Raw genomic sequence first — 26,676 nt, forward strand, 5'->3', positions numbered from 1 at the left:
ACAGCGGTCGCTGGCGGCGGATCGATCCAGGTGCCCGCGGATCGATCCCAGCGCCCCCTACCGCGACAGCGTTGCGCGCGTGTCGATCCCGTACACCTGCTTCGGCGTTGTCACGTGAGCGCGCTCGACAGCCTCCTCGTGGCCCGATTCGAGGAGCCACCGGACGCGGCGCGGGACGGTCTTCGGCCCGAGCACCGCCCCCGGTCGGTCGGGGTCGTCGACGAAGTCGGTCTCCATCAGGAACGGCTCCCCCGACTCGGCGGCGGTCGTGAGTCGATCCTTCTCGCTCATCACGCTCGGCGTCGGCCCCGCGAGCCGACCGCCGGCGTAGTGTTTCACGACCTGGTGGGCCGGGAGGCCGCGTTCCTCAGCCCAGTCCGCCACTTCGGTTAGGTCCTCGGCCGCCTCGGTGTGCAGTTGCACGGCGCAATCGTGGTCCGCGCCCAAGGCGAACGCGTGGCGCATCACGTCGTTCGAGGCCTCCCACACGGCGTCGCTCACGTCGTAATGGGGGCGCCCGGACTTCAGCGCCAGCGCGTCACCGTCGGCGACGTACTCCGCGGCGCAGTCGAGTCCCGCCTGCATCAACTCGGCCGCCGCCGCCGGCGAGAAGCCCCGCTCGTCGACGAGCCGGGAGATCAGTCCCGGATGGACGCCGAGGACCGGCCACGCCCGGCCGGAAAGCAGGTCGGTGGCGGCGTCGACCACGTCGAGCGTCGTCTCGAAGACGGGACGGAAGTCCGCGCCCGATTCCGGTTCGATGCCGAGGTGCCAAGAGGGTTTGTTCACCACGAGCAGATGGGTGCCGCCGAGGCGGGCGAAGTCGCGGACGGCGTCGACGCCGCGCCCGTGCTCGGGGTCGAGATGGAGGTGGTTATCGAGGACTGGCGTGTCGAGGTCGTCCATACACCGCTATCGGTGGTCCGGCGCAAAAGTCCGTCCGCTTTCGGTCGACCGGACATCACTCGCGTCGGGACTGGACGATTCCCCTGACCGAGCGACTACGAATCGTAGCCGACCAGCGTCGGCCCGTCGTCCTCGGTTTCTTCCAGCGTCACCCGTTCGGTCGCGGCATTGCGGAGCGCGTCCGAGCGTCCGAACTCACCGGGGGCGACTGCGAGCGTCCGGCAGCCGTACTCGTTTGCGGTCTCCAGCGCCGGCTTGAAATCCGTATCACGCGAGGCGACTGCGATCACGTCCGCACGACCCTCGACGGCAAAACGGGTGAGATCGACCGCCAGGCGGACGTCGACGTCGCCGCTTGTGACGATCACCTCGAACCCGCGCGCTTCCGCGGCCTGAATCAACCCCGGCGTCGCGTGTTCGTCGAGATAGAGTCGCGTCGCCGTCAACTGCCCCACCGCCGCGGCCGCCTCCCGGAGGTCATCCAGGTCGACGTCGAACTCGTCGCGGAGGACGTTCGGGCCGTCGACGAAGAGCGCCACGCGCGGTGCCGGCGCGTCCTCGGCGAACAGCCGTCCCAGAAGGTCCATACTCCCGGTACCGCGGGAGTCAACATAACGGCGACGATGCGGCGAACGACAGTTGCCTGCTAGCCCGTTGGCGCGTCGACGTATTCGGTAGCCGAATATACACCTATTACTCCTTATAGCCTAGATTTATCAACTATTGAGTCGTTCCATTAGGTATAATGAGTGCGAATACGCCTGAATCACCTGGATTGTACACAATCGAGAAAGAGATGAACGCACACGGTGCAGTCACCGTTCGGTCGACCGCGACGAACGCAACGTACCACCTCGTCGAATACGCCGACGAGTCTACGCGCGAATCGCTGTCGTCGCTGGCGAGCGGCGAGTCGGTACGGATCCACCTCTCCCGGGTCGGGGCTCGGGGGAACGTCTGGCGTGCTGAGGGCGCCCCGCGTGCGGAATCGAGCGTCTCGCCTGCCGGTTCGGCCGCCGGGAGTTGAACACTGCCCCCGAGATGACCGCGCTGTCCCCGTCGTTGGGATGGAAGCCGCTGCCCGCTCGAACGATACTCACCAGGTAGTGATGCCAGGTCGGACGTCTCATACTGATTACTCTCACTGTTTACCGCCGAGCGCCATCCCCGTTGGCGGCGCTCGGCGGGAAGAGACGAGAGTAATCAGTATCAGAGCCGAGACCCCCTCGCAATTTTCCAGAGATCGCCTCAGCGGTCCCCACATCTCTCAGAGCCCGTCTTCACCACCGACTCTGCGAAGAATCCCCAGCCGATCTATCAGTTCCGAATTTGATATCGCACTCGACGGTTTATTTCTCTCGGCTGCCCCCGTTCCCAGCAAACATACCAAAACCTTTGTTCTCCCGTACCAAGGGCCAGTATGGCCCTTCGAAAGCCGCCGCTGTCCGAGGTGTACGGCGCTCGCGCGACGTTCACCGACTTCGGGGGGTGGGAGATGCCGGTCGAGTTCGATTCGATCCGGACGGAACATACTGCTGTCCGCGAATCGGTCGGCCTCTTCGACGTCTCCCACATGGGCGAAATCGTCGTCACGGGCCCGGACGCGACGACGCTGATGCAACGGCTCACGACAAACAACGTCCGGGATCTCTCCCCGGGCGATTCCCAGTACTCCGCGATCACCGACGACTCGGGAGTAATCATCGACGACACGATCGTCTATCGACTCCCCGAAGCGGACGCCGACCGGTACCTCTTCGTGCCGAACGCCGGCCACGACGAGGAGATCTACCGGCGGTGGGTCGACCACAGAGACGAGTGGGACCTCGATGCCGAGGTCGATAACGAGACCGAGATGTGGGCGATGGTGGCAGTGCAGGGGCCCGACGCGGTCGACATCCTCACGGACGCGACGTCCGATGTGGACGTCGAGTCGTTCTCGTGGGGCGAGGGAGCCTACGCTGAGGTCGGCGGCGTTCGCTCGTGGGTATCCCGCACGGGATACACCGGCGAGGACGGGTTCGAGATCCTCTGTCCGTGGGAGGACGCCGAAGCCGTCTGGGACGCACTCGAAGCGGACTGCACACTCTGTGGGCTCGGCGCCCGAGACACGCTCCGCACCGAGATGGGGTATCTCCTCTCGGGACAGGACTTCGACCCCGCCGAGGAGCCGCGGACCCCCTACGAGGCGGGGATCGGCTGGACCGTCGACCTCGACACCGAGTTCGTCGGCCGCGACGCGCTCGCCGAGGTCGCCGCCGATGGCCCCGACGAGACGTTCGTCGGCCTGCGCCTGCGCGAGCGCGGGATCGCCCGCAACGGTTACGAGATCGTCGCCGACGGCGACGTCGTGGGGAACGTCACGAGCGGGACGATGAGCCCGACGCTGGGCGAGGCGATCGCACTCGGCTACGTCCCGACGGCCCTATCGGACCCCGGGACGGACCTCGCGGTCGTCGTTCGCGGCCAGGAGAAACGCGCGGAAGTCGTATCCACACCATTCATCGAGGATTCATAAATGTTTGAAGTACCCGAAGACCGCAAGTATCAGGAATCGCACGAGTACGCCACGACCGACGGAGACACCGCTACCGTCGGGATCACCGACTTCGCACAGGACGAACTGGGCGACGTCGTCTTCGTCGAACTGCCCGAGGTCGGCGACGAGATCGCCCGAGACGAGGAGTTCGGCGTCATCGAGTCGATCAAGGCCGTCTCAGACCTCTACTCGCCCGTATCGGGCACCGTGACTGCGGTGAACGACGAGCTCTTCGACCAGCCCGAACTGGTCAACGAGAGTCCCTACGGCGACGGGTGGATGCTCGAAGTCGAGGTCACAGACGAAAGCGAGTTCGACGACCTCCTGTCGGCGGAGGAGTACCGTGCGCAGACTGAGTGACCGTGGGGGTGTAACCGACGATGACTGACACCGGACGACACGAACGCGTCGCGGGCAGTCCCTACGCGCCGCACACGCCCGAGGAGACGGCGGCGATGCTCGAGGCGGTCGGCGTCGACAGCGAGGCGGATCTGTTCGACGTGCCGTCGTCGGTCGCATTCGACGGCGACCTCGGCATCGAACCCCGAAGCGAACGGGAACTCCGTGACGAACTCGGGGCGATGTTCGCGAAGAACGCCGACCTCACGGAGTTCCTCGGCCGGGAGCACCACACTCACTACGTCCCCTCGGTGATCGACGACCTCTCCCAGCGGGCGGAGTTTCTCACCTCCTACACCCAGTACCAGCCGGAGATCACCCAGGGCTTCCTGCAGGCGCTGTTCGAGTACCAGTCGCTGCTCGTCGAACTGACGGGGTTGCCGGTCGCGAACTGTTCGATGTACGACGCCGCGACGGCGCTCGGCGAGGCGGCGCGACTCGCCGGGCGGGTTCGGCGGGTTTCGGGCACGACCGTGCTCGTCCCCGAACTGCTCTCGGCGAACAAACGCGCTGTCTTGGACAACTACGTCGACGGCACGGACCTGACCGTGGCGACGTACCCGACGGACGACGGCAACGTCGACGTCGACGCACTTTCGGAGAGTGCCGACGCGGAGACGGCGATGATCTACGCGGAGAACCCGACGGTTCGGGGGACGATCGAAGAACAGCTCTCGGCGGTCGGCGAGGTTGCCGACGAAGCCGGCGCGCTGTTCTGTCTCGGCACGGACGTCGTCGCGCTCGGTTTGCTCGAAGAACCGGCGAGCGTCGGCGCCGACGTCGTCGTCGGCGAGGCCGACGCCCTGGGCCTCCCGACCGCCTACGGGATGGGACTGGGACTGTTCGCCACCCGCGAGTCGTTCCTGCGGCAGGTTCCCGGTCGGCTCGTCGGGGCGGGCGAGGACGATGCGGGCAAGCGCGCGTACACGTTGACGTTACAGACGCGCGAACAGCACATCCGCAAGGAGCGCGCCACCTCGAACATCTGTACGAACCAGGCGTGGGTGGCGTTGCGGACCGCGATGCACCTCGCGTGGCTCGGTCCCGACGGCCTCGTGGACCTCGCGAGTCAGTGCGTCCGGGAGGCGGAATCGCTGGCAACGCGGCTCAACGATGTCCGCGGGATCAAAGCGCCCGTCCACGACCGCCACCACTTCCGGGAGTTCCTCGTCCGGACGGACCAGCCCGCTTCGGCCATCGCTGGGGACCTCGAATCCGAGGGGTTTGCGGTCCACGTGGTCGACGAACACCGGCTCCAGGTGTGTGTCACCGACGTGAACGCCGCGGAGACGGACGCGCTCGTCGACGCGTTCGAGGAGGCAGTATGAACGTCACGAGCCTGCACCGACAGCCGAGCAGGAAACCAGCGAGAGAGGTGACCCGATGAACCACGATCAGGCACGTTACGGCGACGACGACCGCTACGAATCGCTGCTTTCGGAGAAGGACACGACGCGCGTCGACGTCGACGAGGCGTCGCCGCTCCCCGCGGAACTGACTCGCGACGAGCTCGAACTCCCGGGGTTGTCGGAGCCGAAACTGTCGCGACACTACACCCGACTCTCCCAGATGAACTGGAGTGTCGAAAGCGGGCCGTATCCCCTTGGGTCGTGTACGATGAAGTACAATCCCTCGTTCACTGAGGCCGTCGCGGCGGACCCGAACGCGGCCGTCCACCCCGACCGCTCGCCGGAGAGCGTCCAGGGGACGCTAGAACTCCTGCACGCCCTCCAGGACTACCTCGCTCGCATCGGCGGGATGGACGCGGTGACGCTGCAGCCGCCGGCCGGTGCCGCCGGGGAGTTCACGGGCATCCATATCGCGAAGGCCTACCACGAGTCACAGAACCACGACCGCTCGGAGGTGATCGTCCCCGCGTCGGCCCACGGGACGAACTTCGCGAGTGCCGCGATGGCGGGCTACGACGTGGTCGAACTCCCCTCCGGGGACGACGGCCGCGTCGACCTCGATGCCCTCCGTGCGGCAGTCTCGGAGGACACGGCCGCGCTGATGCTGACCAACCCCAACACGGTCGGGCTCTTCGAGCGCGACATCGTCGAAATCGCCGAGATCGTCCACGAAGCCGGTGGACTGCTCTACTACGACGGCGCGAACCTGAACGCCCTGCTCGGTCGGGCACGCCCGGGTGATATGGGCTTCGACGTGATGCACTACAACGTCCACAAGACGTTCGCGACGCCGCACGGCGGCGGCGGCCCAGGCGCGGGGCCGGTCGGCGTGCGTGAGGAACTCGCGCCCTTCCTGCCGAGTCCGCACGTTCGCGAAACCGACGGGGAGTACGAACTCTACGACCCCGAGCAGACCATCGGCAAGGTCCACGGCTACGAGGGCAACTGGCTCGTCCTCGTGAAGGCGTACGCCTACATCGCCCGCCTGGGTGATTCGGGGCTCGAAGACGCCTCGGCGAAGGCCGTGCTGAACGCGAACTATCTTGCCGAACAGCTCGAGATGGAGATCCCGTACGACCCGTTCCACCACGAGTTCGCGGCGACCGCCGGCGACCGCGACGCGGCCGACGTCGCAAAGCGGATGCTGGATTACGGCGTCCACCCGCCGACGACCAAGTGGCCGGAGTTCGTTCCCGAGGCGATGCTCACCGAACCGACGGAGGCGGAGGACCGCCAGGCGCTTGACGACCTCGCGGCCGCGTTCAACGCGGCGATGACTGACGACGAGTCGGAACTGGCGGCGTCGCCCTCGAAGACGACCGCACGACGGATCGACCAGGCTGACGCCGCGCGGAACCCGCGGCTCTCCTGGCAGGCGCTGGACGAGTCGTGAGTCGCTCCGGGATTACGACCCGATAAAACGGGCGATCACGCTTTTGCGGTGCTGATCCCGTTGATCTCGATGAACCCGTAGCCGCACTCGTTGCAACTCCACTTCGTTTTCGTTCCCAGGTGAAGCTTCATCGACGCCGTCTTCCAGAAGCCCGAGTGACCGCATTCGGGGCACTCGTAGTCGCGTTCGAGACTCATAGGCCGACCTTCGCTCCGAGCAGTGTTGAAAATACTGATTCGTCCCGCAGTGACGCCGCGATAAATCCGATGTCGCGATATGGAAACGGTCGGCGCGGGGATCAGACGGCCGAAGCGAGATTTTGACAATCTCGTGAGAATTCGCACGTCCCAGTCAGCGCGGTCCATAGCGACTGCTCGGGGGTTCGCCGTTCAGCCATACGAACTCAGCCACGGAACGTGACTGAGTCGGCACGCATCGGGTTGTGGTTGGGACACAGATCCGTTTGGCGTGCCAGATTGGGGTACTTCCCGCCTACGTATAACGATTTTGTGATTAATCGAGTGACTGATTCTCTCGCGCTAGAACTGCCCCCTGCCGCAGTCAAAAAGAACTGTGACGCCGGCTGTGACAACCCGATGCCGCTGTCATCGTCGGTCGGGCCGTTTCCCCGGGGGACGCCCATCCCCGTTCTTTGGCAGTAACAACACATATCAGTCTTGCGGCGCGATGTTTGAAGGACCTCGGGTTCTCCCGGGTTGTGGTTGGGACACATGAGCACTGAAGACGCACTCCAAGAGGCGACAGAGGTACTGCAGCAACTCGGGCTAAAAGAGTACGAGGCGAAGTGTTTCGTCGGGCTCTCGCGGCTCTCGACGGGAACGGCTAAACAGCTCAGCGAGATTACCGAAGTCCCGCGGACCCGCGTGTACGACGCCGTCCGGGTCCTGGAGGCGCAGGGACTCGTCGAGATTCAGCATTCGAGCCCGCAGCAGTTCCGGGCGGTCCCGTTGGAGGAAGCGACCGAGACCCTCCAAGATCAGTACGAAGCCCGCGTCGAGCGACTCGGGGACGCACTCGAAACCGCCGGCGACGCCGAACCGGAATCCAACGGACCGGTCCAGGAGGTGTGGGCGCTCTCCGGGAACGACGCGATAGCGAACCGCTCGCGGAAGCTGATCACGGAGGCCAAGGAGGAAGTGGTCCTGGTTCTCGGCGACGAGGCTCTTTTGACGGAGGACCTGGTCAAGGCACTGACCGAACTGAACAAGAAGGTCGACGTCCTCGTCGGAGCGGTCACCGAATCCCTGGAGCGGAAGATCCACAACTCGCTCCCGGACGCGACGACGTTCGTGTCGGGGCTGGGATGGATGCGTCCGCAGGCGGAGTTCGACGACGACCTGGTGATCGGTCGGCTCCTGCTGGTCGATCGGTCGAACATCCTCGTCAGCACGGTCGTCCCGGACTCGCGCCAGGAACAGGCGATCTTCGGTGGCGGGTTCCGCAACGGGCTGATCGTGATCGCTCGCCGGCTCCTCTCACAGGGGCTGTTCCCCGGCCGCGATCCGCGTGGCGATCAGTAGCGCTCAGCTCAGGTCCCGTCCCCCGGAGATCCCCCTGACACAGCCGCAGAGATCCCCGATCCGCGTCACTCGCTCCACTGTTTGTCGACGGGCGGAACGTCCCCGTCGCCGTCGGCGGCCGCTTTGAGTTCCCTCGCTCGTTCCGAGGAGCTATCCAGCTCCGGCACCGGTGTCGGGCTCCCGTCTTCGTCGACGGCGACGTAGACGAAGTGTGATTCCGTGGTGAGCTTCCGCTCGCCGGACAGGGGATCCTCGCTGAACACCCGGAGGTAGACGCTGACGCTCGTCGTCCCCGCAGCGTAGACGTACGACTGGATCAGTGCGGCGTTGCCGCGGGGGATCGGTTGGTGGAAGTCGACGCTCTCCATCCGGGCGGTGACGCAGGTCTGGCCGGCAAAGCGCATCGCCGACATCGCGCCGACCTCGTCCATCCACTTGACGACGTTGCCGCCGTGGGCCATATCGTAGTTGTTCGTGTCGTTGGGATGGACGAGAACCCGGTTCTCGATGTACGTCTCCTCGAGCGCGATCATAGCCGCTCCTTTCCGGACCGCCGTATTCGTTCTGTCGTCTCGGACACGGGTAGGGGGGCCTCGCGGCGCGAAACACGCCTCGCCGCCGAGACGCTTACGGGCCTCCGCCTCCTCCCTTCGGTCGTGGACGGAGACGGAATCGTCGTCGGAATCGCAGCGGTCTTCGCCGGGACGACTGTGCTCTTTACGGTCCTCGCGGCGGTCTATCAGCCGTTTCTGCTGCTGTTTGCGGCCATCTTCGGCGCCGCGACGTACTTGCTTTGGTACCACGCCAGCGGGTCGCTGGGCGAGCGAGTGAAACGGACTGCGGGGAGCGCCCGGCGACGGCGGAACGCGGCGGCCGGCGGTCCACGCGACTTCGAGGGGTTCGGGCCCGGCCGCCGCGCTGCCGAGGCTACCGGGGAGCGCGCCCGCGGTGCAGGCGGACGGAGTGACGGACGGCGACGGCCGGGTGGCCGAGGGCCGGACGCGAACGCCCTCACGCGATCGGAAGCGTACCGGAGGCTCGGACTCGACCCGGGCGCCGACCAGGCCGCGGTGAAGGCCGCCTACCGCGAGCGCGTGAAAGCCGCCCACCCCGACACCGACTCCGGCGACCGGGAGGAATTCAAGGAGATCAACCGCGCCTACGAGCGGCTCAGAGACTGACCGCGTATCTCCCTGCCCGCCGGGCCGGGGGCTCTGACGCTCCGGAGCGCTACTGTGTCAAGATAACTCACACCACGAAAAGCGTTTTAATAAGGCGTTCCCTATCGGCGGCTATGAGCGCTGATCGGGCCGTTCTCGAAGCGGCCCTCGAGCGCGGCGAGGAGGAGGGTGGCAACGTCGAATTCAAAGAGCGGCTCTCGCGGGACCTCCACCTCGCAGACGGTCGGCTGGAGAGCCTCGCGGCACAGCTCCGTCACCGCGTGCTCTCCGGGGACGGCACGGCGACGTACGTGGTCGGAGTCACCGACGACGGCGGGATCGCGGGCATCTCGCCGGAAGCCTTCTCGGAATCGATGGACGTGCTCTCGATCCTCGCCGAAGAGGCCGGCGCACACATCGCCGACGCCGAGACCTGGGGCGTCGGCGACGACGGGACAGACGGTGAGGACAGCGGGGACGGGATTGTCGGCGTCGCGACAGTCGAGGAGGGCGCGGTGCTCGACGTCGACGAGGATCACATCGTGGTCGGGACCGCCGGCCACGTCGACCACGGCAAATCGACGCTGGTCGGCTCGCTCGTCACCGGGACTGCCGACGACGGCGAGGGCGGGACACGCGGCTTCCTGGACGTCCAGCCGCACGAGGTCGAACGGGGGCTCTCGGCGGATCTCTCGTATGCCGTCTACGGCTTCGCCGACGGCGAGGCGGTCCACATGGACAACCCCCACCGGAAGTCAGACCGTGCGCGCGTGGTCGAGGAGTCCGACCGGCTGGTCTCCTTTGTCGACACGGTCGGCCACGAGCCCTGGCTGCGGACGACGATCCGCGGGCTCGTCGGCCAGCGCCTCGATTACGGGCTGCTCGTCGTCGCCGCCGACGACGGGCCGACGAAGACGACGCGGGAACACCTCGGCATCTTACTCGCGATGGAACTGCCCACCGTCGTCGCAATCACGAAGGCCGACGCTGTCGACGAGGAACGTCTCGAAACGGTCGAGCGCGAGGTCGAGCGCCTGCTGCGGGACGTCGAACGGACCCCACTGCGGGTCGACAGACACGGCGTCGAGGTCGCCGTCGAGGAACTGGGCGATTCGGTCGTCCCGATCCTGCAGACCAGCGCGGTCACGATGGACGGCCTCGACGACCTCGACGCGATGTTCCGGCGCCTCCCGAAGACCGCGACCGAAGAGCGAGCAGACTTCCGGATGTACGTCGACCGGACCTACTCGATCACCGGCGTTGGCGCGGTCGCCTCGGGGACCGTCAACTCCGGGAGCGTCGAGGCGGGCGACGAACTCCTCCTGGGCCCGATGTCGGACGGCTCGTTCCGCGAGGTCGAGGTCCGATCGATCGAGATGCACCACCACCGCGTCGACCGGGCGAAGGCGGGCCGGATCGTCGGTATCGCGCTGAAAGGCGTCGACGAGGCGGAGATCGAACGCGGGATGGCGCTGCTCCCCGCTGACGCCGATCCGACGCCCGTCCGGTCGTTCGAGGCGGAGGTGATGGTCCTGAACCACCCGACGCGCATCCGCGACGGCTACGAGCCAGTCGTCCACCTGGAGACGGTCGGTGAGGCGGCCATCTTCCGCCCGGAGGGTGGTCAACTCCTGCCGGGCGACACCGGGACGGCGACGGTCGAGTTCAAGTTCCGGCCGTATCTCGTCGAGGAGGGCCAGCGGTTCGTCTTCCGCGAGGGCCAATCGAAGGGTGTCGGGACCGTGATGGAGGTCGGCGACGGCGAGAGCGGCGGGTCTACGGGAGCTGAAGACGGGGAGTAGCTGACCGCGGTCGACTCGGTAGCATACTTTCCGAGAGCGGACGTCATTCTTCGTCTAACACCGCTCGCCGTGTGTCATCACGAAGCTCTTCGGCAGTTTTGTCGGTTTCACGGAACTCATCTCTCAGCGCGGCGAGCGGATCATCGGCAATCGGAATCAGTTTGATCCCGCCGTCTACGTCAACGATGTAGTAATGGTCGCCGTACCGCTCCCGCAACTCTTCCGGGATCGTCAACCGTCCCCGAGAATCGAGCATCTCCCCGGACACACGCTGTGGTTTGTGGGGGAGATTCAAAAGAATGCCGCGAAGATCGGCGGTATTCGCACTTTCTTACTCTTTGCCGTAAGCACTCCCGTCCGCGACGTTGAAGTTGCGCGACGTCCCACCAGTGAGTAATGGTATCGACAGCGGTACTCGCGCTCGTCGGACTCCTCGTCGGCGTTCAGTTGCTTGAGACGGTCCTCGACCGGCTGAACCTCCGGTACGGCGCGTCGGCCGTTCGCGACGCCGCCGAGTGGGTGCAGGATGCGCTCGGCGTCGACGACCCCGAGGCGATGCTGGCGTATCAGCGCTCGAAGACGATTCTCGCGCGGCTCCAGTCGTGGATCAGCGTCGTCCTCATCCTCGCGATCGTCGTTTCGGGGCTCTACGGCGACATCGCGAGAGCGCTGACCGAGACTGGGCTCCCGAGCGCGGCGCAGGGCGTGGTCCTCTTCGCGGGTGCCGTGCTCGCCGGGCGCGTGCTCTCGGCGCCGTTCGACGCCTACGAGACGTTCGTCGTCGAGGAGCGATTCGACTTCAACAACCAGACGCCGGCGCTGTGGCTGCGCGATCTGGTCGTCGGAACGATCGTCGCGCTCGTCCTCGGCGGCCTCATCGCGGGCGGGATCCTCCTTGCCGTCGCGGCGCTGCCGACGCTGTGGCCCGTCGTCGGGTGGGTGCTGGTCGTCGGCTTCTCGCTACTTATGATGGTGCTCTACCCGCGCGTGATCGCGCCGCTTTTCAACGACTTCGAGCCGATCGAGGACGGCGACCTCAGAGAGGCCGTCGAGGACGTCTTCGAGCGCGCCGGCTTCGACTGCGAGCAGATCTACGAGATGGACGCGAGCCGTCGGTCTTCGCACTCGAACGCGTACTTCGTCGGGTTCGGGCGCGCGAAACGCGTGGTGCTTTTCGACACGCTGGTCGAGCAGATGGACCGGGAGGCGATCCAGGCGGTGCTCGCACACGAACTCGCTCACTGGAAGAAGGCACACATCTGGAAGCAAGTGGCCGCCTCCGCGGTGCAGATGGCCGTCGTCTTCGCGTTCCTGTGGTGGGTGACGACCTCGCAGTGGGTGTACGCGGCGTTCGGGCTGCCGGAGGTGACCTACGCCGCGCTCGGGATCGGCCTGCTCTACGCCGCGCCGGTGCTGTCCCTGACCGCGCCGCTGACGAACCGGTTGTCTCTGGCGCACGAGCGGGAGGCCGACGACTTCGCCGCCGAGACGATGGGCGAGGTTGAATCGATGGCGCGTGCGTTGCGCACGCTCGCGGGCGAGAATCTGAGTAACCCCTTCCCGCACCCCGCCTACGCCGCGTTCCACCTGACACATCCGCCGATTCCCGAGCGGATCCGTCGATTGCGGGAACAGTACGGCGAGAGCGAGGGTCCCGGTGGCGACGGTGCCGACGGAGTCGCGGACGATGAACACGGGAGCGGCCCGGACGTGCCGCCGGCGACGTAAGCGGCCGGAACCCGGCTACGACTCCGTCCTATTCTACGCGCACGTAGCCGCCGTCGCGCTCGGCGGCCAGATCCAGCAGGACCGCCCAGCCGAGGATTCGCTCGACGCGCTCGCGCCAGACGTCGCGCCAGTCGCCGGCCGCGCGGTGGGTCTCCCAGACCGGGACGCGTTCCTCGAAGTCGGCGAAGACCTCGTCGATAGATTTTGGCCCGTCGCTGTCGAGAGACTCCAGCACCTCGCGGGCGCCGTAGACGCGCTCGCGGAACGCCGTTCGGAGTTGCTCGGGCGTCGGGTCGGTCGACTCCCGAACGAACCCCGAGGATGTCTCCGAGGCGAGTTCGAGCGCCCGGAGGAACGTCAGCCACGTTCGCGCGACGTCGCGGGAGGGGAAGTCCACTCGGCGCATCAGGCGGGCGCAGCAGTCGTCCTCCGAGCCGGGGACGAGCGGGACGGCGCGCTGGGCCTCGGCGACGAGATCGAGCGACTGGGGCGGTTCGGGGAGGAGTTTGAAGCGCACGTCTCTATCGGTACTCGAAGGACTCCGCGAGCAGTTCTTCGTCGGTTTCGCCGAGGACGTGGGTCGGGCCGTCGACGACGTCGATCGTCACCTTCGCGGGCGCGAAGACGGATTCGGGAACCTCGTAGAAGTCCCAGTCGGCGTCCTCGAAGATCTCCGCGAAGGGGCGGCCGTATTCCTCGCGGGCGCTCGAGGGCACGTTCTCGAACTCTTCGAAGTCCTCGGCGACGGTGAGGTGGACCTCGCCGCCGTACGCTAAGGCGTCGTTCGTTCGCGCCATCGCGACGCTCTCGTCGTAGCTCACGGGTGCGACGGGTGCCGAGCCGAATACGGACTTGACGTTCCGGACGTCGTACCCGAGTTCGAAGAGGCGGAAGAGCGCGAGTTCGGCCGCGCGGGCGGCCGCGGTGACGCTGCCGACGGTCGAGCCCGTGGCGTACGCCGGGAGGAAGACGCCGCTGGGATCGATGCCCGCGCGCTCGGCGACGTGTTCGGCGATCCGATCGTCCGGGAGGTCGATGCTCTCGACGGAGAGGACGGTGAGATCGAACTCGTCGGCGTACTCGATGGCGTGGAACTCGTCCTCCTCGGCGACGAGCGCACGTGCTGGTCCGGAACCGAGGCCGTCGAACGGCGGGTCCTCGAAGGTGAGCTCCCAGCCCGCCTTCTGCGAGCAGAGCAGGGCGACGGCGGGGTGGTCGGTCGCGAGTTCGACGTGCGGGGTGGGCGCGCCCGCGATCTCGTCCATTCGCGCCTGGACGGTCGCGAGGCCGGCGGTCTGGACCTCCGCGAGGAGCATCCCGGCTTCGAGGCCGCCCTCGCTGTCGACACCGAAATCGAGGACGGTGGCGCCCGAGTCCAGTTCGTAGGGATCGACGCGGAGTTCGTCCGCGAAGTCGATGGCCTCGTCGACGAGTTCGATGGCCATCCGATTGATGGAATCCATAGGGTCGGATTGGGCGTCGTCCGGTAAAGGGATTGGTAGTCGATCGATTCCCTACTTTCTTCGGCGTTATTGGTGCAACCGAAGGTTTGTATACGTTGCACACGACGTATACAGTATGGGGACGGTATCAGCCCGGGTGCCCGACGAGGTCGAAGCCGAACTCGAAGCGTACCTCGAAGCCGAAAAGCTCGACCGGAGTACGGCTATCCGGAAGCTGCTCGCAGAGGGACTCGAACAGTGGCGCCGCGAGCAGGCGCTCGAACGACTGGAATCGGGCTCGATCACCTTCAGCAGGGCAGCCGAAATCGCGGGGATGTCGGTCTGGGACTTCGCGCAGCTAGCCGACGAGCGGGACGTCACCTGGGTCGACGACGAGCATCTTCGGGAGGATCTCGAGGACCTCTGAATGTGGGTCTTCGACGCGACGCCGCTCATCTATCTGGCGAAAGCCGACCGAATCCCGCTTCCGGACCACCTCGACGAGCCGTGTGTGATACCCGAACCGGTCTACCGTGAGGTCGTCGAAGCGGGCATCGAGCAGGACTATCCCGACGCACGGCGCGTCGAGTGCGCCGTCGATGACGGCGTTTTTGAAATCGCCGACGTCATCGAGACCGAGTTGCTGTCGCGGTTGCGGGAGAATCAGAACCTGAGTGACGCTGACGCTGCCGTGCTCGCTTACGCCGGGGCAAACGACGGGGTGGCCGTGATGGACGAGACGTACGGTCGTGACGTCGCGGCGACGGAGGGAATCGAGACGCGAGGCACTGCGTATCTGATTCTGCTGCTCGCCTCTCTGGGTGTGATCTCCCCCGAGGCTGCTCGGACCGTCATCGACGAGATGGTCGACGCGGGGTGGTACTGTGCGCCCGACGTCTACGCGAAGATCGTGCGGAAACTGGAATCGCTCGCGGACTGACGAGAGGATAGGGCCGCCGCGGTGTGTTGCCGAACGGATCCGATGCGACGACCACGACGTCGCGCTCATCAAGTAATACTTATATTGTATTACTCACTAAGTGCGAATAATGCCTCGGGTTACCACGAAAGGCCAGGTCACCATCCCGAAGGACGTCCGCGAGGAACTCGGAATCGAATCCGGCGACGAGGTCATCTTCGAGCCGACCGAATCCGGCTACGAGATTCGGAAAGAGGCACCGACCGCATCCGATGGCTCCGATCCGTTCGAGAAGTATCGCGGACGTGCCGCGGGCGAGGAGACGATGCCGGAGCGGATGCGCCGACTCCGCGGTGAGTATCCCCGCGAGACGGATCTCTCAGAGACGGAGGACGCCGACGCGTGATAACAGCCGTCGACACCAACGCGCTTCTCGCGTTGCTCTACGACGACACCCACGCCGACGACAGCGAAGCCGCGCTGCGGGAGGCGTACCGAAACGGGCGCGTCGTCGTCACGCCGATCGTTTACAGCGAACTCGCGGCCGACGGACAGTTCGAGACGGCTTCCGCGGTAGATCAGTTTCTCGGTGACCTCAGTATCCAGGTCGTAGAGCCCTCGCGAGACGCGCTATTCCGGGCGGGCGAAGCATTCCAGCGGTACACGGACCGGCGCCCCGACGGGATTCAGTGTCCCTCGTGCGGCGACGTCCGCTCAGTTCAGTGTGAGAGTTGTGAAGAGGCCCTCGCGCCACGACAGCACATCGCTGCGGACTTCCTCGTCGGCGGCCACGCAGTCGCGGACGCGGACGCGCTGGTCAGTTTCGATACCGGATTTTACGGGTCGTACTTTTCGTCGTTGCGCGTGATTCCGGAGACGTGACGGAGTGGTTTTTAGGGCCCCGTGATGGTCGGCGGTTGAATACTGCTGATCGACTCCCTCCGGGCTGCAACGCGAGCCTTTCACCCGATTACGGTAACGACAGTAACTGAGTTGTATCCCACCGTATTCGAGTTCCTCCACGTGTCGCCGGCCGTTTTCGCCACTGCCATCACAGCCTTCGAGCAGTGCGACGATCAGGAACTGAGTTTCACCGACGCGACGACCGTCGCGATCGCGGAGCGGCACGGGATCGACCGTGTACTGAGTTTTGACGACGATTTCGATGGTGTCATTCAGCGACTCGATCCGGCGACAGTTTGACAGCAAGCGCCGGGTTCGAGCCGACTGGCCGGGAGGCCGCGATGGTCGAGGCCGAACTTCTGGATAGCGGTGAACGGATCAATCTCGGCGATACGCTGATTGCTGGCGTCTGTCGACACCACGGCGAGCGGATCGTGACCCACCACGAGCACTTCGAGCGGGTTTCGGGGCTAGACATCGAGGCGTAATAGAAGGATCATTCGGGTAGGGCGTGAGACGTGGAACCTTGGCCGGTTCGGAGCGCTCCGAGTGGAGACGGCTTTTTTGTCCTCACGTGTCATTCCGGGGGTCGTGAGTACTACGGCTCAGGTTTCTGTTCGTTCACTTACAACACGGCTCAACGGTGCTCGTCGATCCACTCACACCAGGCGTGGAAGTCTTCCGCACCACACTGGTCAGCAATGGAGTGAAGCGTCCCGATCTTTATTTCGTCGTGTAGCGGTACGTCGACAAGCCGGATCTCGCCGGTATCTGCGTTCTCGTATCGCAGTCGGATGTGGCTACCCTCACGCGAGACCGGCGTCCAGCCGAAATCAGTAAGTACGCCGATGATCTCGCGTCCGGAGAACGTCGTCCGAACCATTCACTTCATAAAATCGGGGAGTTCTTTCGTCTCACCGGAGGCTACGATATCCTCAAGCCCCAACTCCTCGAGATCCGCTTCCGTGACGGGCTCGCCGCCGCCCTCGTGCAGTTCCAGGACTTCCGAGAGGTAGCGAAGCGCTTCGGCTCGGCTGTCGCCGCCGCGAGCGAGTCCCGTTTCCAGGTCCTTCGCGGTAATCGAGCCGTCATCCTCGCGGATGAAGATCACGCCTTCATCGTCGGGCGCGTCCCGTGTCGTGCTCGCCATACACCCACTTCGGTGACCGATCGAATAAGCGTTCTGTCGTGACGGCTCTAGGGAATCGTTCTCGAAACGCTCGTTGCTGGGGGATCACTCCATCAGACGTCCCCGCGCGCGAGTCGTTCGATGAACTGTTCCCGTTCGTTCTTTCGCTCACCCGAGCGGGCGTCGTATTCGGCTTCGGTCCGAGCTCTGTACGCATCAATGACGGATTTCTCTCCGACGAGCGGAATTCCCTCCCGAAGTGCGGCGCGTGCGACGTGTGTGGGGAGTGTCTCGATGTCGCTCACGTCGACGAATCCGTCGGCGTACGCCTGTACTTCGGCGTCGATCCGGTTGCGACGGCGGAAACACTCGCGCTCGTCGATGTCGTCGTGAAACTTCAGCGCGATGTCGACGTCGGAAGAGTCTTCTGCGACTCCGCGGGCGTGAGAACCGAACAAGACGGCGAAGTCGATGTCCTTTCGACCGAGGAACGCACACATCCCGTCGAGGTCCACCTCCGCCGAATCCGGTCGGTCCGCTTCGGTCATACCTCGTCCTTGTGACTCCGGGGTAGTGATTGTAGCGAGCGGTCGAACTGCTTGACGCGGGCGAGCGAATCAATACGCTCTATCCCTGCTGATCACGCGCTCTGCAATCGGAATGCTGGACGGATGGGAACCCTCGTTCGGCGGGGGGACCTACGCTAGTCGGTCGAGACAGTCCCGGTCGCACTCGATGATCCCGGCGACGCGCGTCTCGCATTCGTCGCGGACGTCGTCTTGCTGTTCCTGGCTCATCATCACGACCTTCGTCACCCGAGCACATAATCGATGCCATCGCCCCAAATTGTATGGGAACTCTTCTCACAGAATTTCGGCGACTGTGGCGTTCTCACGGCCGTTTGCGTCAGACAACTACACAAAGTATTTACCGGGCGTCGTACTTGTTTGCATCGTACCCCTACCCATGGTGGCAGAAGCGAGTACTGCGGACCACGTCCGAACGGTCGGACGCACGCATCCGGCGTTCGGTGCGCGCAAAGCTGCTGTCGCCGATTGCGGTAAACACAACAAACTATGACAGGAAATTCAAACAAGACGCGCGCAGTAATCCTTGCCGCGCTTATGGTCTTCAGCGTCTTCGCTGGGACCGTGGCGTTTGCAGGGACTGCTGCTGCGGAAGAGCCGAGTTACGGCGGGAACGCCGTCCACTACGTCACTGATAGCGGTGACGGAGATGCAGTGATTGAGGTACCGTTCGAAGATGGGAATGTTAGCGATGCGAGTCTGACCCACCAAAACTTCACAGTTCTTGACGACGATGACAACATCACCAGCGATGTTGTCAGCGATTACAGAAAACAGAACGCTTCAGTCATTATCGAACTGGACCGGGTCGTCGCTTCGAATGACCTGGAAGTCGAAATTTCGGAGAACGTCAAGTCCAGCTCTGGCGATGACATTGCCAATCCGGGCGAGAAATCCGTCGTCTTCGCCGGACGAACGCTTGAATTTGATGGTGGCTTCGGCGGCGGCGGCGCTGACGTGCAGGACAACAGCGCCAACCACACCGTATACCAGGGTGTGACTATCGCTGTCAATTCAAGCAATATTACCGACCCAGCTAACACGTACGGCTTCCCCGGAACCGCCGTCACCGTCGAGGGAGAAGATAACAACTACTTCACGGAAGGTAGCACTGGAAACAACAGTACAGTCTACACCCTCGACACGTCTGACCGTGAACTCGGAGAGTACCGGATCTTCGTCCAGGACTCCGATGATTCGGCCAACCGGACGTTCATCAACGTTCGCGATCTCGAGCTCAACGTCGAGGTTGACGATCAGAACGTCACCACTGACGACACGATCGAATCTACCGTGTCTGCCGTCTCCGGCGGCCGGCAAGTCAATGTCGAACTGCTCGATAGCAGCGGTGACACCCTCAACGAAACCCCGGCAACGCTAGACGGCCAGGGCGAGAGAGACGTTGACTTCAACACCGCAACTGCCGACGGTAATGAGGCACTTGAAACCGGTACGTACACGGTCTTAGTGACTGACAACGCGACCGGCGTGACGGTCGAATCCTCGGAAGTCGAAGTCACCGAGGCTGACGATGAGGACGTCAACTTCGCGGACAATGCGCTTTCGACCGCGCAAGGTGACTTCTTCGAGACGACCGTTGAAATGACTGAGACGTCCGAAGCGACCATCAGCTTCGGTTCCGAAGAGGACGGCGTTGTCGCGAACGCGACAGTGGAAGACGACGACGGTGACGACGAAGTGACCGTCTACGTCAACACCTACGCGATGCAGACCGGCAGCGATGTCTTCAGTCTCGACAGTGACAGCGACGACAACATCCTCGATCAGAACAACCCCACGAAAACGGATGACCTGATCGACGCCGGTGACTACGACCTTGAGATCGAAGCCGGTGACGCGGGTGTCGGCACGGGTGTGACGGACGCCGACGACGTGGCGACTGTTACGCTCGAAGAGCGCAGCACGGACGCCTTCCGGATGTGGACCGGTAGCTCCGAAGCAATCAGCAGTATTAGCGACCTCGAAGACGTCAACGAGGCGCTCGACGAGGGACAGATCACGGAGTCGTCCGACACCGCTGCGGGCGACTACGCGATCCACCAGCTCGAAGCGTCCGGCTTCGAGGGCGCACTCGACGCACGTGACAACGAGGATGTCACGACTGCGTTCCAGAACCTCGACGAGGGCACTGGCCCGATCAACCTGACGATCGAAGAGGCTGACCCCGGTGCAAACCAGGACGCGAAGGAAGTCGTGAAAGGCTACGGTGACAACGTGACTGTCATCGCCGACGGCCCGAACGACACGTACTTCGTGATCGTTGACACCGGAAGCGTGAACCTCGCCGACGATCAGACCGGGGCAAACGCCGAGGCAGTCCCGAACGACGACGACACTGAGCTCGAAGCGAACTTCACCGTCCTCGGCGATGAGGACGGCGCCACTTGGGACTTCACGACCAACGAAGACGACGAAAACGAGGAAACCTTCGTCTCGTACACGGTTGAGGAGCCCGAAGTGAACATCGACGCGCCGTACAACGTGTCGAACGCTGAAGGCCAGACCATCAGCGGTAACACGAACATCGCACCCGGCACCGAACTGACGCTCCGCGTGCGTAGTCAGAGCGGCACGAGCCCGAGCTTCCTGAAGACCGCCTCGCCCGTGGTCCAGTCCGACGGCACCTGGAGTGCGACGATGGACTTCAGCGAGCAGAGCATCGGCGACGAGTACGATATCACCGTCAGTAGCTCGGGAATCATCCTTGCGTCGGATGAGACCGAAGAGGGTGAAGTCGTAGAATCCGTCGGTACGGCGACGCCTGAGCCGGACACGGACACGCCTGAGCCGGACACGGACACGCCTGAGCCGGACACGGACACGCCCGAACCGGACACGGACACGCCCGAACCGGACACGGACACGCCCGAGCCGGACACTGAGACGCCGACCTCCACGCCCGGATTCGGTGTGGTCGTCGCGCTCACCGCGCTCATCGCCGCAGCCCTGCTCGCGATCCGCCGCGACTGAGCTGAACGGCTGAACCACCGGAACTGATTCCGGCCTTTCGACTTTCCATTTCTTTCGGACGCTACCTCACCAGCGACGGCCATATCTCGTGGCCAACTCGATAACCCACACCTTCTGGGTTCTATCCCGATATACACCGACTGCCCGAAAATGTGATAACCGTCTCCTGCTTCCGAGAAACTCGTTGCGTAACTCCCGACGCGTTCCTATTTCTGAATTGTCACCTTCGTAGAGGTGGGAGAAACTATTTATATCCGGTCCCGAAAAGTCCGATAATCCCATATTAGAGACGGCAAGGCGTAGGATGTCGGCCGAATCAAAATTCGGCCGAGTCCGAAACACTGCCGTTTCAAAGGGAATGATATGACAGATAATACAAACAAAAGTCGCGCAGTCTTCCTCGCGACGCTTATGGTTTTCAGCGTCTTCGCTGGGACCGTAGCGTTCTCGGGGAGTGTTGCTGCAGCGCCAGCACCGGCTGACGTGGATGCCGATAACAGTAGTATCGATCCATCAGCACTTGATGAACAGAGTACAAACACTCTCAATTTCACGCTTAATGCGACCGGACTCAACACCTCAGACACCACAGATCAGGTGTTTTCTGTAAAGCTTCCAGATAACTTCACAACTCAAACTGGCACAGTAACGAATACTTTCGTCAGGGAAGGGGACGTAACAGTCGGAAGCACTAACGTAGATACTGCAAATAACGTAATTAATATGACGTTAGCGGATGATACCGGCAGTAATCCCGATACAGTAAACGTATCCTTTGATGTCACTAATGTTGGCACTCCGGAAGTCGCGGGGGACACGACAGTAAACTCTCAGTTCGGTGTCGACTTCAACGCGACTGGTGATTTCTCGGAGGGGAACGACAACAAACCTGAGAACTTCCAGCAGATCACGGTCCTTGATTCTGGCGTCGGGAGCCAGTCCGGTAATCCGACACTCGAAAGTGCGATCCACTACGACGACGATTCGTCATCGAGCACCGACCCCGAAATCGAACTCGCATTCAGCGAGGAGATTGATTCGAGCACGCTCGGTAACATAGAGATTTACGAAGACGACTCGCAGATCAGCTCATCTGAGTACAGCATCAGCCAACCTGATCTTGGCCGCGTCGTCGTAGAGTTCAACGGCAACGAACTCCGGACCGGCGACGTAGTCGTGCACGTTCCGGATTCGGTCACCGATACGTCGGGTAACGCCGTCTCGAACAGCGGGAACGAGAGCGTCACGTTCGCACCCGCAACGGTCAAGGGCGGCAACACACTCTCGGTGTACCGCGGCAGCAACGTTTCGGTGATCTCGAACAGCGTTGACGCCGCTGTCACAGTTGAGGGCACCGGTGAAGACACCGACTCGTACTTCGCCGAGGGATCGACCGGACCGACGAGCAAGATCTACCGGCTCTCTACCGAAGATCGGAACCTCGGAACGTTCGATATCGACGTTGAAGGCACCTCCGGAACGGCAAACGTCACCGTCCGTGATCTCGGCTTCGATCTAAGTGTCGACGACCTGAACGTCACCGACGACGACACGATCGAGGCAGATGTGACTGCGAATGCGGGGAACCGTCCTATCGAGTTCGAACTCCTTGATAACAGTGGCGATGAAATCAACACGAGTAGCACGCTCACCACCGACGGTCAGGGTGAATTCACCTTCGAGTTTGATACCTCGACCGCCGACGAGGGCGACGCACTTGACCCAGGCGAATATACCGTCCGAGCGATGGACTTGTTCTCGGGTATCGACTCCGAGTCCTCGGAGGTTACGGTCAGCCAGGCTGACGACGAGGACGTCAACTTCGCGGACAACGCGCTTTCGACCGCGCAAGGTGACTTCTTCGAGACGACCGTTGAAATGACTGAGACGTCCGAAGCGACCATCAGCTTCGGTTCCGAAGAGGACGGCGTTGTCGCGAACGCGACAGTGGAAGACGACGACGGTGACGACGAAGTGACCGTCTACGTCAACACCTACGCGATGCAGACCGGCAGCGATGTCTTCCGTCTCGACAGTGACAGCGACGACAACATCCTCGATCAGAACAACCCCACGAAAACGGATGACCTGATCGACGCCGGTGACTACGACCTCGAGGTCGAAGCCGGTGACGCGGGTGTCGGCACGGGTGTGACGAACGCCGACGACGTGGCGACTGTTACGCTCGAAGAGCGCAGCACGGACGCCTTCCGGATGTGGACCGGTAGCTCCGAAGCAATCAGCAGTATTAGCGACCTCGAAGACGTCAACGAGGCGCTCGACGAGGGACAGATCACGGAGTCGTCCGACACCGCTGCGGGCGACTACGCGATCCACCAGCTCGAAGCGTCCGGCTTCGAGGGCGCACTCGACGCACGTGACAACGAGGATGTCACGACTGCGTTCCAGAACATCGACGAGGGCACTGGCCCGATCAACCTGACGATCGAAGAGGCTGACCCCGGTGCAAACCAGGACGCGAAGGAAGTCGTGAAAGGCTACGGTGACAACGTGACTGTCATCGCCGACGGCCCGAACGACACGTACTTCGTGATCGTTGACACCGGAAGCGTGAACCTCGCCGACGATCAGACCGGGGCAAACGCCGAGGCAGTCCCGAACGACGACGACACTGAGCTCGAAGCGAACTTCACCGTCCTCGGCGATGAGGACGGCGCCACTTGGGACTTCACGACCAACGAAGACGACGAAAACGAGGAAACCTTCGTCTCGTACACGGTTGAGGAGCCCGAAGTGAACATCGACGCGCCGTACAACGTGTCGAACGCTGAAGGCCAGACCATCAGCGGTAACACGAACATCGCACCCGGCACGGAACTAACGCTCCGCGTGCGCAGCACGGACGACACCAGTCCGAGCTTCCTGAAGACCGCCTCGCCCGTGGTCCAGTCCGACGGCACCTGGAGCACGACGTTCGACTTCAGCGAGCAGAACGTCGGCGACACTTACGAGATCGTCATCGACGACGGTTCCGGTGGCGCCGATCAAGTGACTGAAGACGGTGAAGTCGTCGAAGCAGTCGAAACGGATACGCCGACGCCGGAGCCAGAGACGGCGACGTCCGAGTCGGATACGGACACCGCCACGGCTGAACCCGACACGACGACGGCCGACTCCACACCGGGTACGGACACGTCCGCGCCGGACACTGAGACGCCGACCTCCACGCCCGGATTCGGTGTGGTCGTCGCGCTCACCGCACTCTTCGCCGCAGCCCTGCTCGCGGTTCGCCGCGACTAAGGCTGACCGGCTAACAGAGAACCACCGGAACTGATTCCGGCCTTTCGACTTCCCTTTCTTTCGGACGCTAATCGAAGAGCGATTGCTACCGATTTCTATCATCACCTCCCGCTACTGGATTTGCCGACCTGTAGGCGAGCCGTCAGGGGAGAAAGAGGAGGCGAAGCGAGGATAAAAACGAGATCACAGGTCCCGCGGATCCACCGTCTCGATCTCCTCGATGGACGGGTAGAGCGTATCGGTCGAGACGAGGGTTTCGTCGAGCACGTCAGCAGTACCGAGATGAACCGCATCGAAGAGGTTGAGTCGATCGTATCGCCGCTGGAGTGTCCCTCCAGCAGCGACGTGCGCTTCTTCGAGCGGAACCAGTTCGATTCCCTCCTCCGCGAGCGCTTCGTTCACGGTGGTGAGCCGCTCGCGATCCCACTCGTCGTCCATCGCGTACTGGACCTCGATACACGTCGAGACGGACGTCTTCGGGTCGTCGATTGTCTCGATATCGACCGACGAACTGAGCCAGTCGTCGGCCTTCAGAACGGCGAGAACGACGTCGGTGTCAAGATACACGTTTGCGATCCAGCCGTTCCTCGATGTCGTCTTTCGCCTCTTCGGACGTCTGTTCGTGGAGTCGCTTCTGGAATTCCTCGCGAACGACGAGCCGGGCCCCGTATCTGAGCGCCTCGGATCGCGAACCGAACTGCCCCTCTTCGACGAGTTTGTCGAGTTCGCGGACGAGTTCCGACGGGAGCGAAACCGGTACGGGCTGTCTGTCAGTACTCATTAGTATAGGGTAAGTATAGAATACGTATAATTTTATCGATCAGTCGGACTGCGCGAGACCCGGGACTCGTATTCGATCGGTCGGTCCCGCGTGTCGAGGATTGCCCCGAGTTCATACTGTCGACTATGCAGAATTTCGCGACACCGGAACGAGAATGTCTCGAAATAGGTGAATCGACAGTAACAGAAGCTGGAGCCGCGCCTCGGTCCGCTGCGAGAGCTAACGTTCTCGCGAGCTTCCATCTTCGATGGGAACGCCGCGACTGAGCTGGGCGAGTGAACCACCGGAACCATTCCGGCCTTCGACTACCCTTTCTTTCGGAGCCGGCACCGAAGAGCGACAGCGACGCCGTCGCCCTCCCGACGTCCGCCGAATTCGCCAGGGTCTTTGTGCGGCGACGACTCGGATGACACACAGTCGTGCCCGATTCCATCACCGCCCGCATCTCCTCGGCGACCGACGCACTCCGCGGAGATGGCCGCGGCTGGACGCTGTCGGCGGTCGCGGGCGGGTGGTTCTTCGTCCTTGGACTCCGGTTCGTGATCCCCGCGCTCCTGCCCGCCATCAGGGCAGACTTCCCGGTCTCGGACACCGTCGCCGGCGCCGCGATCACCTTGCTGTGGGTTACCTACGCCGCGATGCAGTTCCCCGCGGGCGCGTTGGTCGACCGGCTCGGCGAACGGACGCTGCTGTCGACGAGCGCCGTCGGCGGCGCCCTCGCGATGGCGGTGTTCGCGGTCGCGCCGACGTTCGCGGTGTTCCTGCTTGCGACCGCCGGATTCGGGCTGGCCTCCGGGCTGTTCGGCCCCCCGCGAGGGACACTGCTCTCGCGGGTCTACGCCGAACACGACGGTGCGGCCTTCGGCACGGTGCTCGCGGCGGGCAGCGTCGGCGCCGCCGTGCTTCCACCGGCTGCCACCTACGCCACAGGACTCGTCGGCTGGCGCGGTGCGCTCGCACTGACCGCGCCCGGCTTCCTGTTCGCCGGTGTTGCGCTTCGCGCGTTCGTTCCGGAATCCGACGCAGGCGAGGATTCGGTCGGGGCCGGCGAGACGTCCGATCGCACTTTCTGGCGCACCAACATCGTCGCACGTGTCCAATCCGGCACAAGAGCTGTCAAACGCGCCGTCTCTTCGCGGAAGGTCGGACTTGCAGTCGCCGGCGCGACGCTGATGCTGTTCGTCTTTCAAGGCGTCACCGCGTTCCTGACGACCTACTTCGTGACGGCGAAGGGGCTCTCCGAGGCGACCGCCGGGACGCTCTTCGGCCTGCTGTTTCTCAGCGCCGCGGTGTTTCAGTCAGGCGGCGGAGCGCTCGCCGACCGCTACGGCCACGGGCGGGTGCTCGCAGTCGTTTCCTTCGTGGGCGTCGTCCCCCTCGTCGCGCTGCCGTACGCTGAGGGAGTAGTCGCACTCGCTGCCGTCGTCGCGGTCCTCGGGATGCGCCTTTCGGTCGGCCCGATCTCGAACGCCTACATCGTCGCGCTCCTCCCGACCGAGATCCGGGGAACCGCGTGGGGCGCGCTCCGAACGGGCTTTTTCGTCATCGGCTCGTTCGGCTCGACCGCCGTGGGCGCGCTGGCGGACGCAAACCTGTTCGCGGAATCGTTTTTCCTGCTCGCGGGACTGACCGGTGTTGCCGGCGTCGTCTTCGTGTTTCTGCCGGAGCGCGGTGCCGAGGCGGATACCGACGATCTGACCGATGCCTAACCCGTCCCAATCGGTCGCACCGAGTCCGTGTAGCGATCGATTCGTAGCCTCCGGAGTGCACTCTGACTCGGGGCCGC

General features: G+C 63.7%; 30 protein-coding genes. 18 read left to right on the forward strand and 12 right to left on the reverse strand.

Translation table 11 applies throughout. The annotated features are described in order from the left end of the window. Positions 1 to 57: 57 nt before the first annotated feature. Together RJT48_RS11950 and RJT48_RS11955 are read right to left on the reverse strand one after the other, a co-directional pair. A complete protein-coding gene (locus RJT48_RS11950) occupies positions 58 to 906 on the reverse strand; it encodes a TatD family hydrolase (protein ID WP_311172515.1) in 849 nt (282 codons plus the stop codon). 95 nt (positions 907 to 1,001) lie between these two features. Then, complete coding sequence (locus RJT48_RS11955) at positions 1,002 to 1,493, reverse strand: NYN domain-containing protein (protein WP_311172516.1); 492 nt, start codon at positions 1,491 to 1,493, stop codon at positions 1,002 to 1,004. Between the two features lie 158 nt (positions 1,494 to 1,651). Between RJT48_RS11955 and RJT48_RS11960 the strand changes: the two genes are divergently transcribed. The 5 genes from RJT48_RS11960 to gcvPB all read left to right on the forward strand — a co-directional run bounded on the left by RJT48_RS11960 (position 1,652) and on the right by gcvPB (position 6,646). Then, positions 1,652 to 1,933, forward strand: a complete 282-nt coding sequence (locus RJT48_RS11960; RefSeq protein ID WP_311172517.1) for a DUF7999 family protein — start codon at positions 1,652 to 1,654, stop codon at positions 1,931 to 1,933. A gap of 393 nt (positions 1,934 to 2,326) precedes the next feature. Next, positions 2,327 to 3,424: a glycine cleavage system aminomethyltransferase GcvT gene (gcvT, locus tag RJT48_RS11965; protein WP_311172518.1), complete on the forward strand. Its 1,098-nt coding sequence runs from the start codon at positions 2,327 to 2,329 to the stop codon at positions 3,422 to 3,424. Next, complete coding sequence (gcvH, locus tag RJT48_RS11970) at positions 3,425 to 3,805, forward strand: glycine cleavage system protein GcvH (protein WP_311172519.1); 381 nt, start codon at positions 3,425 to 3,427, stop codon at positions 3,803 to 3,805. It begins immediately after the preceding gene. Between the two features lie 20 nt (positions 3,806 to 3,825). Next, a complete protein-coding gene (gcvPA, locus tag RJT48_RS11975) occupies positions 3,826 to 5,172 on the forward strand; it encodes an aminomethyl-transferring glycine dehydrogenase subunit GcvPA (protein ID WP_311172520.1) in 1,347 nt (448 codons plus the stop codon). A gap of 55 nt (positions 5,173 to 5,227) precedes the next feature. After that, positions 5,228 to 6,646 (forward strand): aminomethyl-transferring glycine dehydrogenase subunit GcvPB, encoded by a 1,419-nt coding sequence (gene gcvPB / locus RJT48_RS11980; RefSeq protein WP_311172521.1) that lies wholly within the window; start codon positions 5,228 to 5,230, stop codon positions 6,644 to 6,646. A gap of 35 nt (positions 6,647 to 6,681) precedes the next feature. Here gcvPB and RJT48_RS11985 read toward each other — a convergent pair whose 3' ends face one another. After that, entirely contained in the window at positions 6,682 to 6,843 is a 162-nt protein-coding gene (locus RJT48_RS11985) for a DUF7838 family putative zinc beta-ribbon protein (RefSeq protein ID WP_311172522.1), read from the reverse strand. A 534-nt stretch (positions 6,844 to 7,377) separates the two neighbouring features. On the opposite strand from RJT48_RS11985, the gene RJT48_RS11990 reads away from it, so the two are divergent. Beyond that, entirely contained in the window at positions 7,378 to 8,187 is an 810-nt protein-coding gene (locus tag RJT48_RS11990) for a TrmB family transcriptional regulator (protein ID WP_311172523.1), read from the forward strand. Positions 8,188 to 8,252: 65 nt separating this feature from the next. Here RJT48_RS11990 and RJT48_RS11995 read toward each other — a convergent pair whose 3' ends face one another. Continuing rightward, positions 8,253 to 8,720 (reverse strand): acyl-CoA thioesterase, encoded by a 468-nt coding sequence (locus RJT48_RS11995; protein WP_311172524.1) that lies wholly within the window; start codon positions 8,718 to 8,720, stop codon positions 8,253 to 8,255. A gap of 123 nt (positions 8,721 to 8,843) precedes the next feature. Here RJT48_RS11995 and RJT48_RS12000 point away from each other — a divergent pair, with 123 nt between their 5' ends. Continuing rightward, complete coding sequence (locus RJT48_RS12000; RefSeq protein WP_311172525.1) at positions 8,844 to 9,368, forward strand: J domain-containing protein; 525 nt, start codon at positions 8,844 to 8,846, stop codon at positions 9,366 to 9,368. A 113-nt stretch (positions 9,369 to 9,481) separates the two neighbouring features. After that, entirely contained in the window at positions 9,482 to 11,149 is a 1,668-nt protein-coding gene (locus RJT48_RS12005) for a GTPBP1 family GTP-binding protein (RefSeq protein ID WP_311172526.1), read from the forward strand. Between the two features lie 43 nt (positions 11,150 to 11,192). On the opposite strand, the gene RJT48_RS12010 is transcribed toward RJT48_RS12005, so the two are convergent. Beyond that, positions 11,193 to 11,417 (reverse strand): AbrB/MazE/SpoVT family DNA-binding domain-containing protein, encoded by a 225-nt coding sequence (locus tag RJT48_RS12010; protein WP_311172527.1) that lies wholly within the window; start codon positions 11,415 to 11,417, stop codon positions 11,193 to 11,195. Positions 11,418 to 11,545: 128 nt separating this feature from the next. On the opposite strand from RJT48_RS12010, the gene RJT48_RS12015 reads away from it, so the two are divergent. Beyond that, positions 11,546 to 12,877 carry a M48 family metallopeptidase gene (locus RJT48_RS12015; protein ID WP_311172528.1) on the forward strand — a complete coding sequence of 444 codons (1,332 nt, stop codon included), beginning with the start codon at positions 11,546 to 11,548 and terminating at the stop codon, positions 12,875 to 12,877. A gap of 28 nt (positions 12,878 to 12,905) precedes the next feature. Here RJT48_RS12015 and RJT48_RS12020 read toward each other — a convergent pair whose 3' ends face one another. After that, the gene (locus RJT48_RS12020; RefSeq protein WP_311172529.1) at positions 12,906 to 13,394 is read right to left on the reverse strand and encodes a double winged helix-containing putative transcriptional regulator; all 489 of its coding nucleotides are present in this window, start codon (positions 13,392 to 13,394) and stop codon (positions 12,906 to 12,908) included. Positions 13,395 to 13,398: 4 nt separating this feature from the next. After that, entirely contained in the window at positions 13,399 to 14,340 is a 942-nt protein-coding gene (mch, locus tag RJT48_RS12025) for a methenyltetrahydromethanopterin cyclohydrolase (protein WP_311172530.1), read from the reverse strand. A gap of 115 nt (positions 14,341 to 14,455) precedes the next feature. Between mch and RJT48_RS12030 the strand changes: the two genes are divergently transcribed. The 6 genes from RJT48_RS12030 to RJT48_RS12055 all read left to right on the forward strand — a co-directional run bounded on the left by RJT48_RS12030 (position 14,456) and on the right by RJT48_RS12055 (position 16,629). Further along, the gene (locus tag RJT48_RS12030; protein WP_311172531.1) at positions 14,456 to 14,746 is read left to right on the forward strand and encodes a UPF0175 family protein; all 291 of its coding nucleotides are present in this window, start codon (positions 14,456 to 14,458) and stop codon (positions 14,744 to 14,746) included. Then, positions 14,747 to 15,259: a PIN domain-containing protein gene (locus RJT48_RS12035; RefSeq protein ID WP_311172532.1), complete on the forward strand. Its 513-nt coding sequence runs from the start codon at positions 14,747 to 14,749 to the stop codon at positions 15,257 to 15,259. A 109-nt stretch (positions 15,260 to 15,368) separates the two neighbouring features. Further along, complete coding sequence (locus RJT48_RS12040; protein ID WP_311172533.1) at positions 15,369 to 15,644, forward strand: AbrB/MazE/SpoVT family DNA-binding domain-containing protein; 276 nt, start codon at positions 15,369 to 15,371, stop codon at positions 15,642 to 15,644. Further along, complete coding sequence (locus tag RJT48_RS12045) at positions 15,641 to 16,120, forward strand: type II toxin-antitoxin system VapC family toxin (RefSeq protein WP_311172534.1); 480 nt, start codon at positions 15,641 to 15,643, stop codon at positions 16,118 to 16,120. Before RJT48_RS12040 ends, RJT48_RS12045 begins: the two co-directional genes overlap by 4 nt. Before the next feature lie 87 nt (positions 16,121 to 16,207). After that, positions 16,208 to 16,441: a type II toxin-antitoxin system VapC family toxin gene (locus RJT48_RS12050; protein ID WP_345784750.1), complete on the forward strand. Its 234-nt coding sequence runs from the start codon at positions 16,208 to 16,210 to the stop codon at positions 16,439 to 16,441. Beyond that, complete coding sequence (locus RJT48_RS12055; RefSeq protein WP_311172536.1) at positions 16,438 to 16,629, forward strand: PIN domain-containing protein; 192 nt, start codon at positions 16,438 to 16,440, stop codon at positions 16,627 to 16,629. Before RJT48_RS12050 ends, RJT48_RS12055 begins: the two co-directional genes overlap by 4 nt. Before the next feature lie 149 nt (positions 16,630 to 16,778). Here the strand turns inward: RJT48_RS12055 and RJT48_RS12060 are convergent, their stop codons facing one another. The 3 genes from RJT48_RS12060 to mntA form a co-directional block, all read right to left on the reverse strand. Then, positions 16,779 to 17,024: a type II toxin-antitoxin system HicA family toxin gene (locus RJT48_RS12060; protein WP_311172537.1), complete on the reverse strand. Its 246-nt coding sequence runs from the start codon at positions 17,022 to 17,024 to the stop codon at positions 16,779 to 16,781. After that, the gene (locus tag RJT48_RS12065; protein WP_311172538.1) at positions 17,025 to 17,291 is read right to left on the reverse strand and encodes a type II toxin-antitoxin system HicB family antitoxin; all 267 of its coding nucleotides are present in this window, start codon (positions 17,289 to 17,291) and stop codon (positions 17,025 to 17,027) included. It abuts the gene before it with no gap. Between the two features lie 92 nt (positions 17,292 to 17,383). Beyond that, positions 17,384 to 17,818: a type VII toxin-antitoxin system MntA family adenylyltransferase antitoxin gene (gene mntA, locus RJT48_RS12070; RefSeq protein ID WP_311172539.1), complete on the reverse strand. Its 435-nt coding sequence runs from the start codon at positions 17,816 to 17,818 to the stop codon at positions 17,384 to 17,386. Between the two features lie 528 nt (positions 17,819 to 18,346). Between mntA and RJT48_RS12075 the strand changes: the two genes are divergently transcribed. Both RJT48_RS12075 and RJT48_RS12080 read left to right on the forward strand, forming a co-directional pair. Further along, positions 18,347 to 20,848 (forward strand): DUF7827 domain-containing protein, encoded by a 2,502-nt coding sequence (locus RJT48_RS12075; RefSeq protein ID WP_311172540.1) that lies wholly within the window; start codon positions 18,347 to 18,349, stop codon positions 20,846 to 20,848. A gap of 723 nt (positions 20,849 to 21,571) precedes the next feature. After that, positions 21,572 to 24,109, forward strand: a complete 2,538-nt coding sequence (locus RJT48_RS12080) for a DUF7827 domain-containing protein (RefSeq protein ID WP_311172541.1) — start codon at positions 21,572 to 21,574, stop codon at positions 24,107 to 24,109. A gap of 183 nt (positions 24,110 to 24,292) precedes the next feature. Here RJT48_RS12080 and RJT48_RS12085 read toward each other — a convergent pair whose 3' ends face one another. Both RJT48_RS12085 and RJT48_RS12090 read right to left on the reverse strand, forming a co-directional pair. Then, entirely contained in the window at positions 24,293 to 24,676 is a 384-nt protein-coding gene (locus RJT48_RS12085; protein WP_311172542.1) for a PIN domain-containing protein, read from the reverse strand. Further along, positions 24,666 to 24,890 (reverse strand): ribbon-helix-helix domain-containing protein, encoded by a 225-nt coding sequence (locus tag RJT48_RS12090; RefSeq protein WP_311172543.1) that lies wholly within the window; start codon positions 24,888 to 24,890, stop codon positions 24,666 to 24,668. The genes RJT48_RS12085 and RJT48_RS12090 overlap by 11 nt, the downstream gene beginning before the upstream one ends. Before the next feature lie 419 nt (positions 24,891 to 25,309). Between RJT48_RS12090 and RJT48_RS12095 the strand changes: the two genes are divergently transcribed. After that, positions 25,310 to 26,599: an MFS transporter gene (locus RJT48_RS12095; RefSeq protein WP_311172544.1), complete on the forward strand. Its 1,290-nt coding sequence runs from the start codon at positions 25,310 to 25,312 to the stop codon at positions 26,597 to 26,599. The last annotated feature ends 77 nt before the right edge of the window (positions 26,600 to 26,676 follow it).

Origin of the sequence: Halobellus ordinarius (genome assembly GCF_031823395.1) — an archaeon.
In the GTDB taxonomy this organism is placed as follows: domain Archaea; phylum Halobacteriota; class Halobacteria; order Halobacteriales; family Haloferacaceae; genus Haloquadratum; species Haloquadratum ordinarius.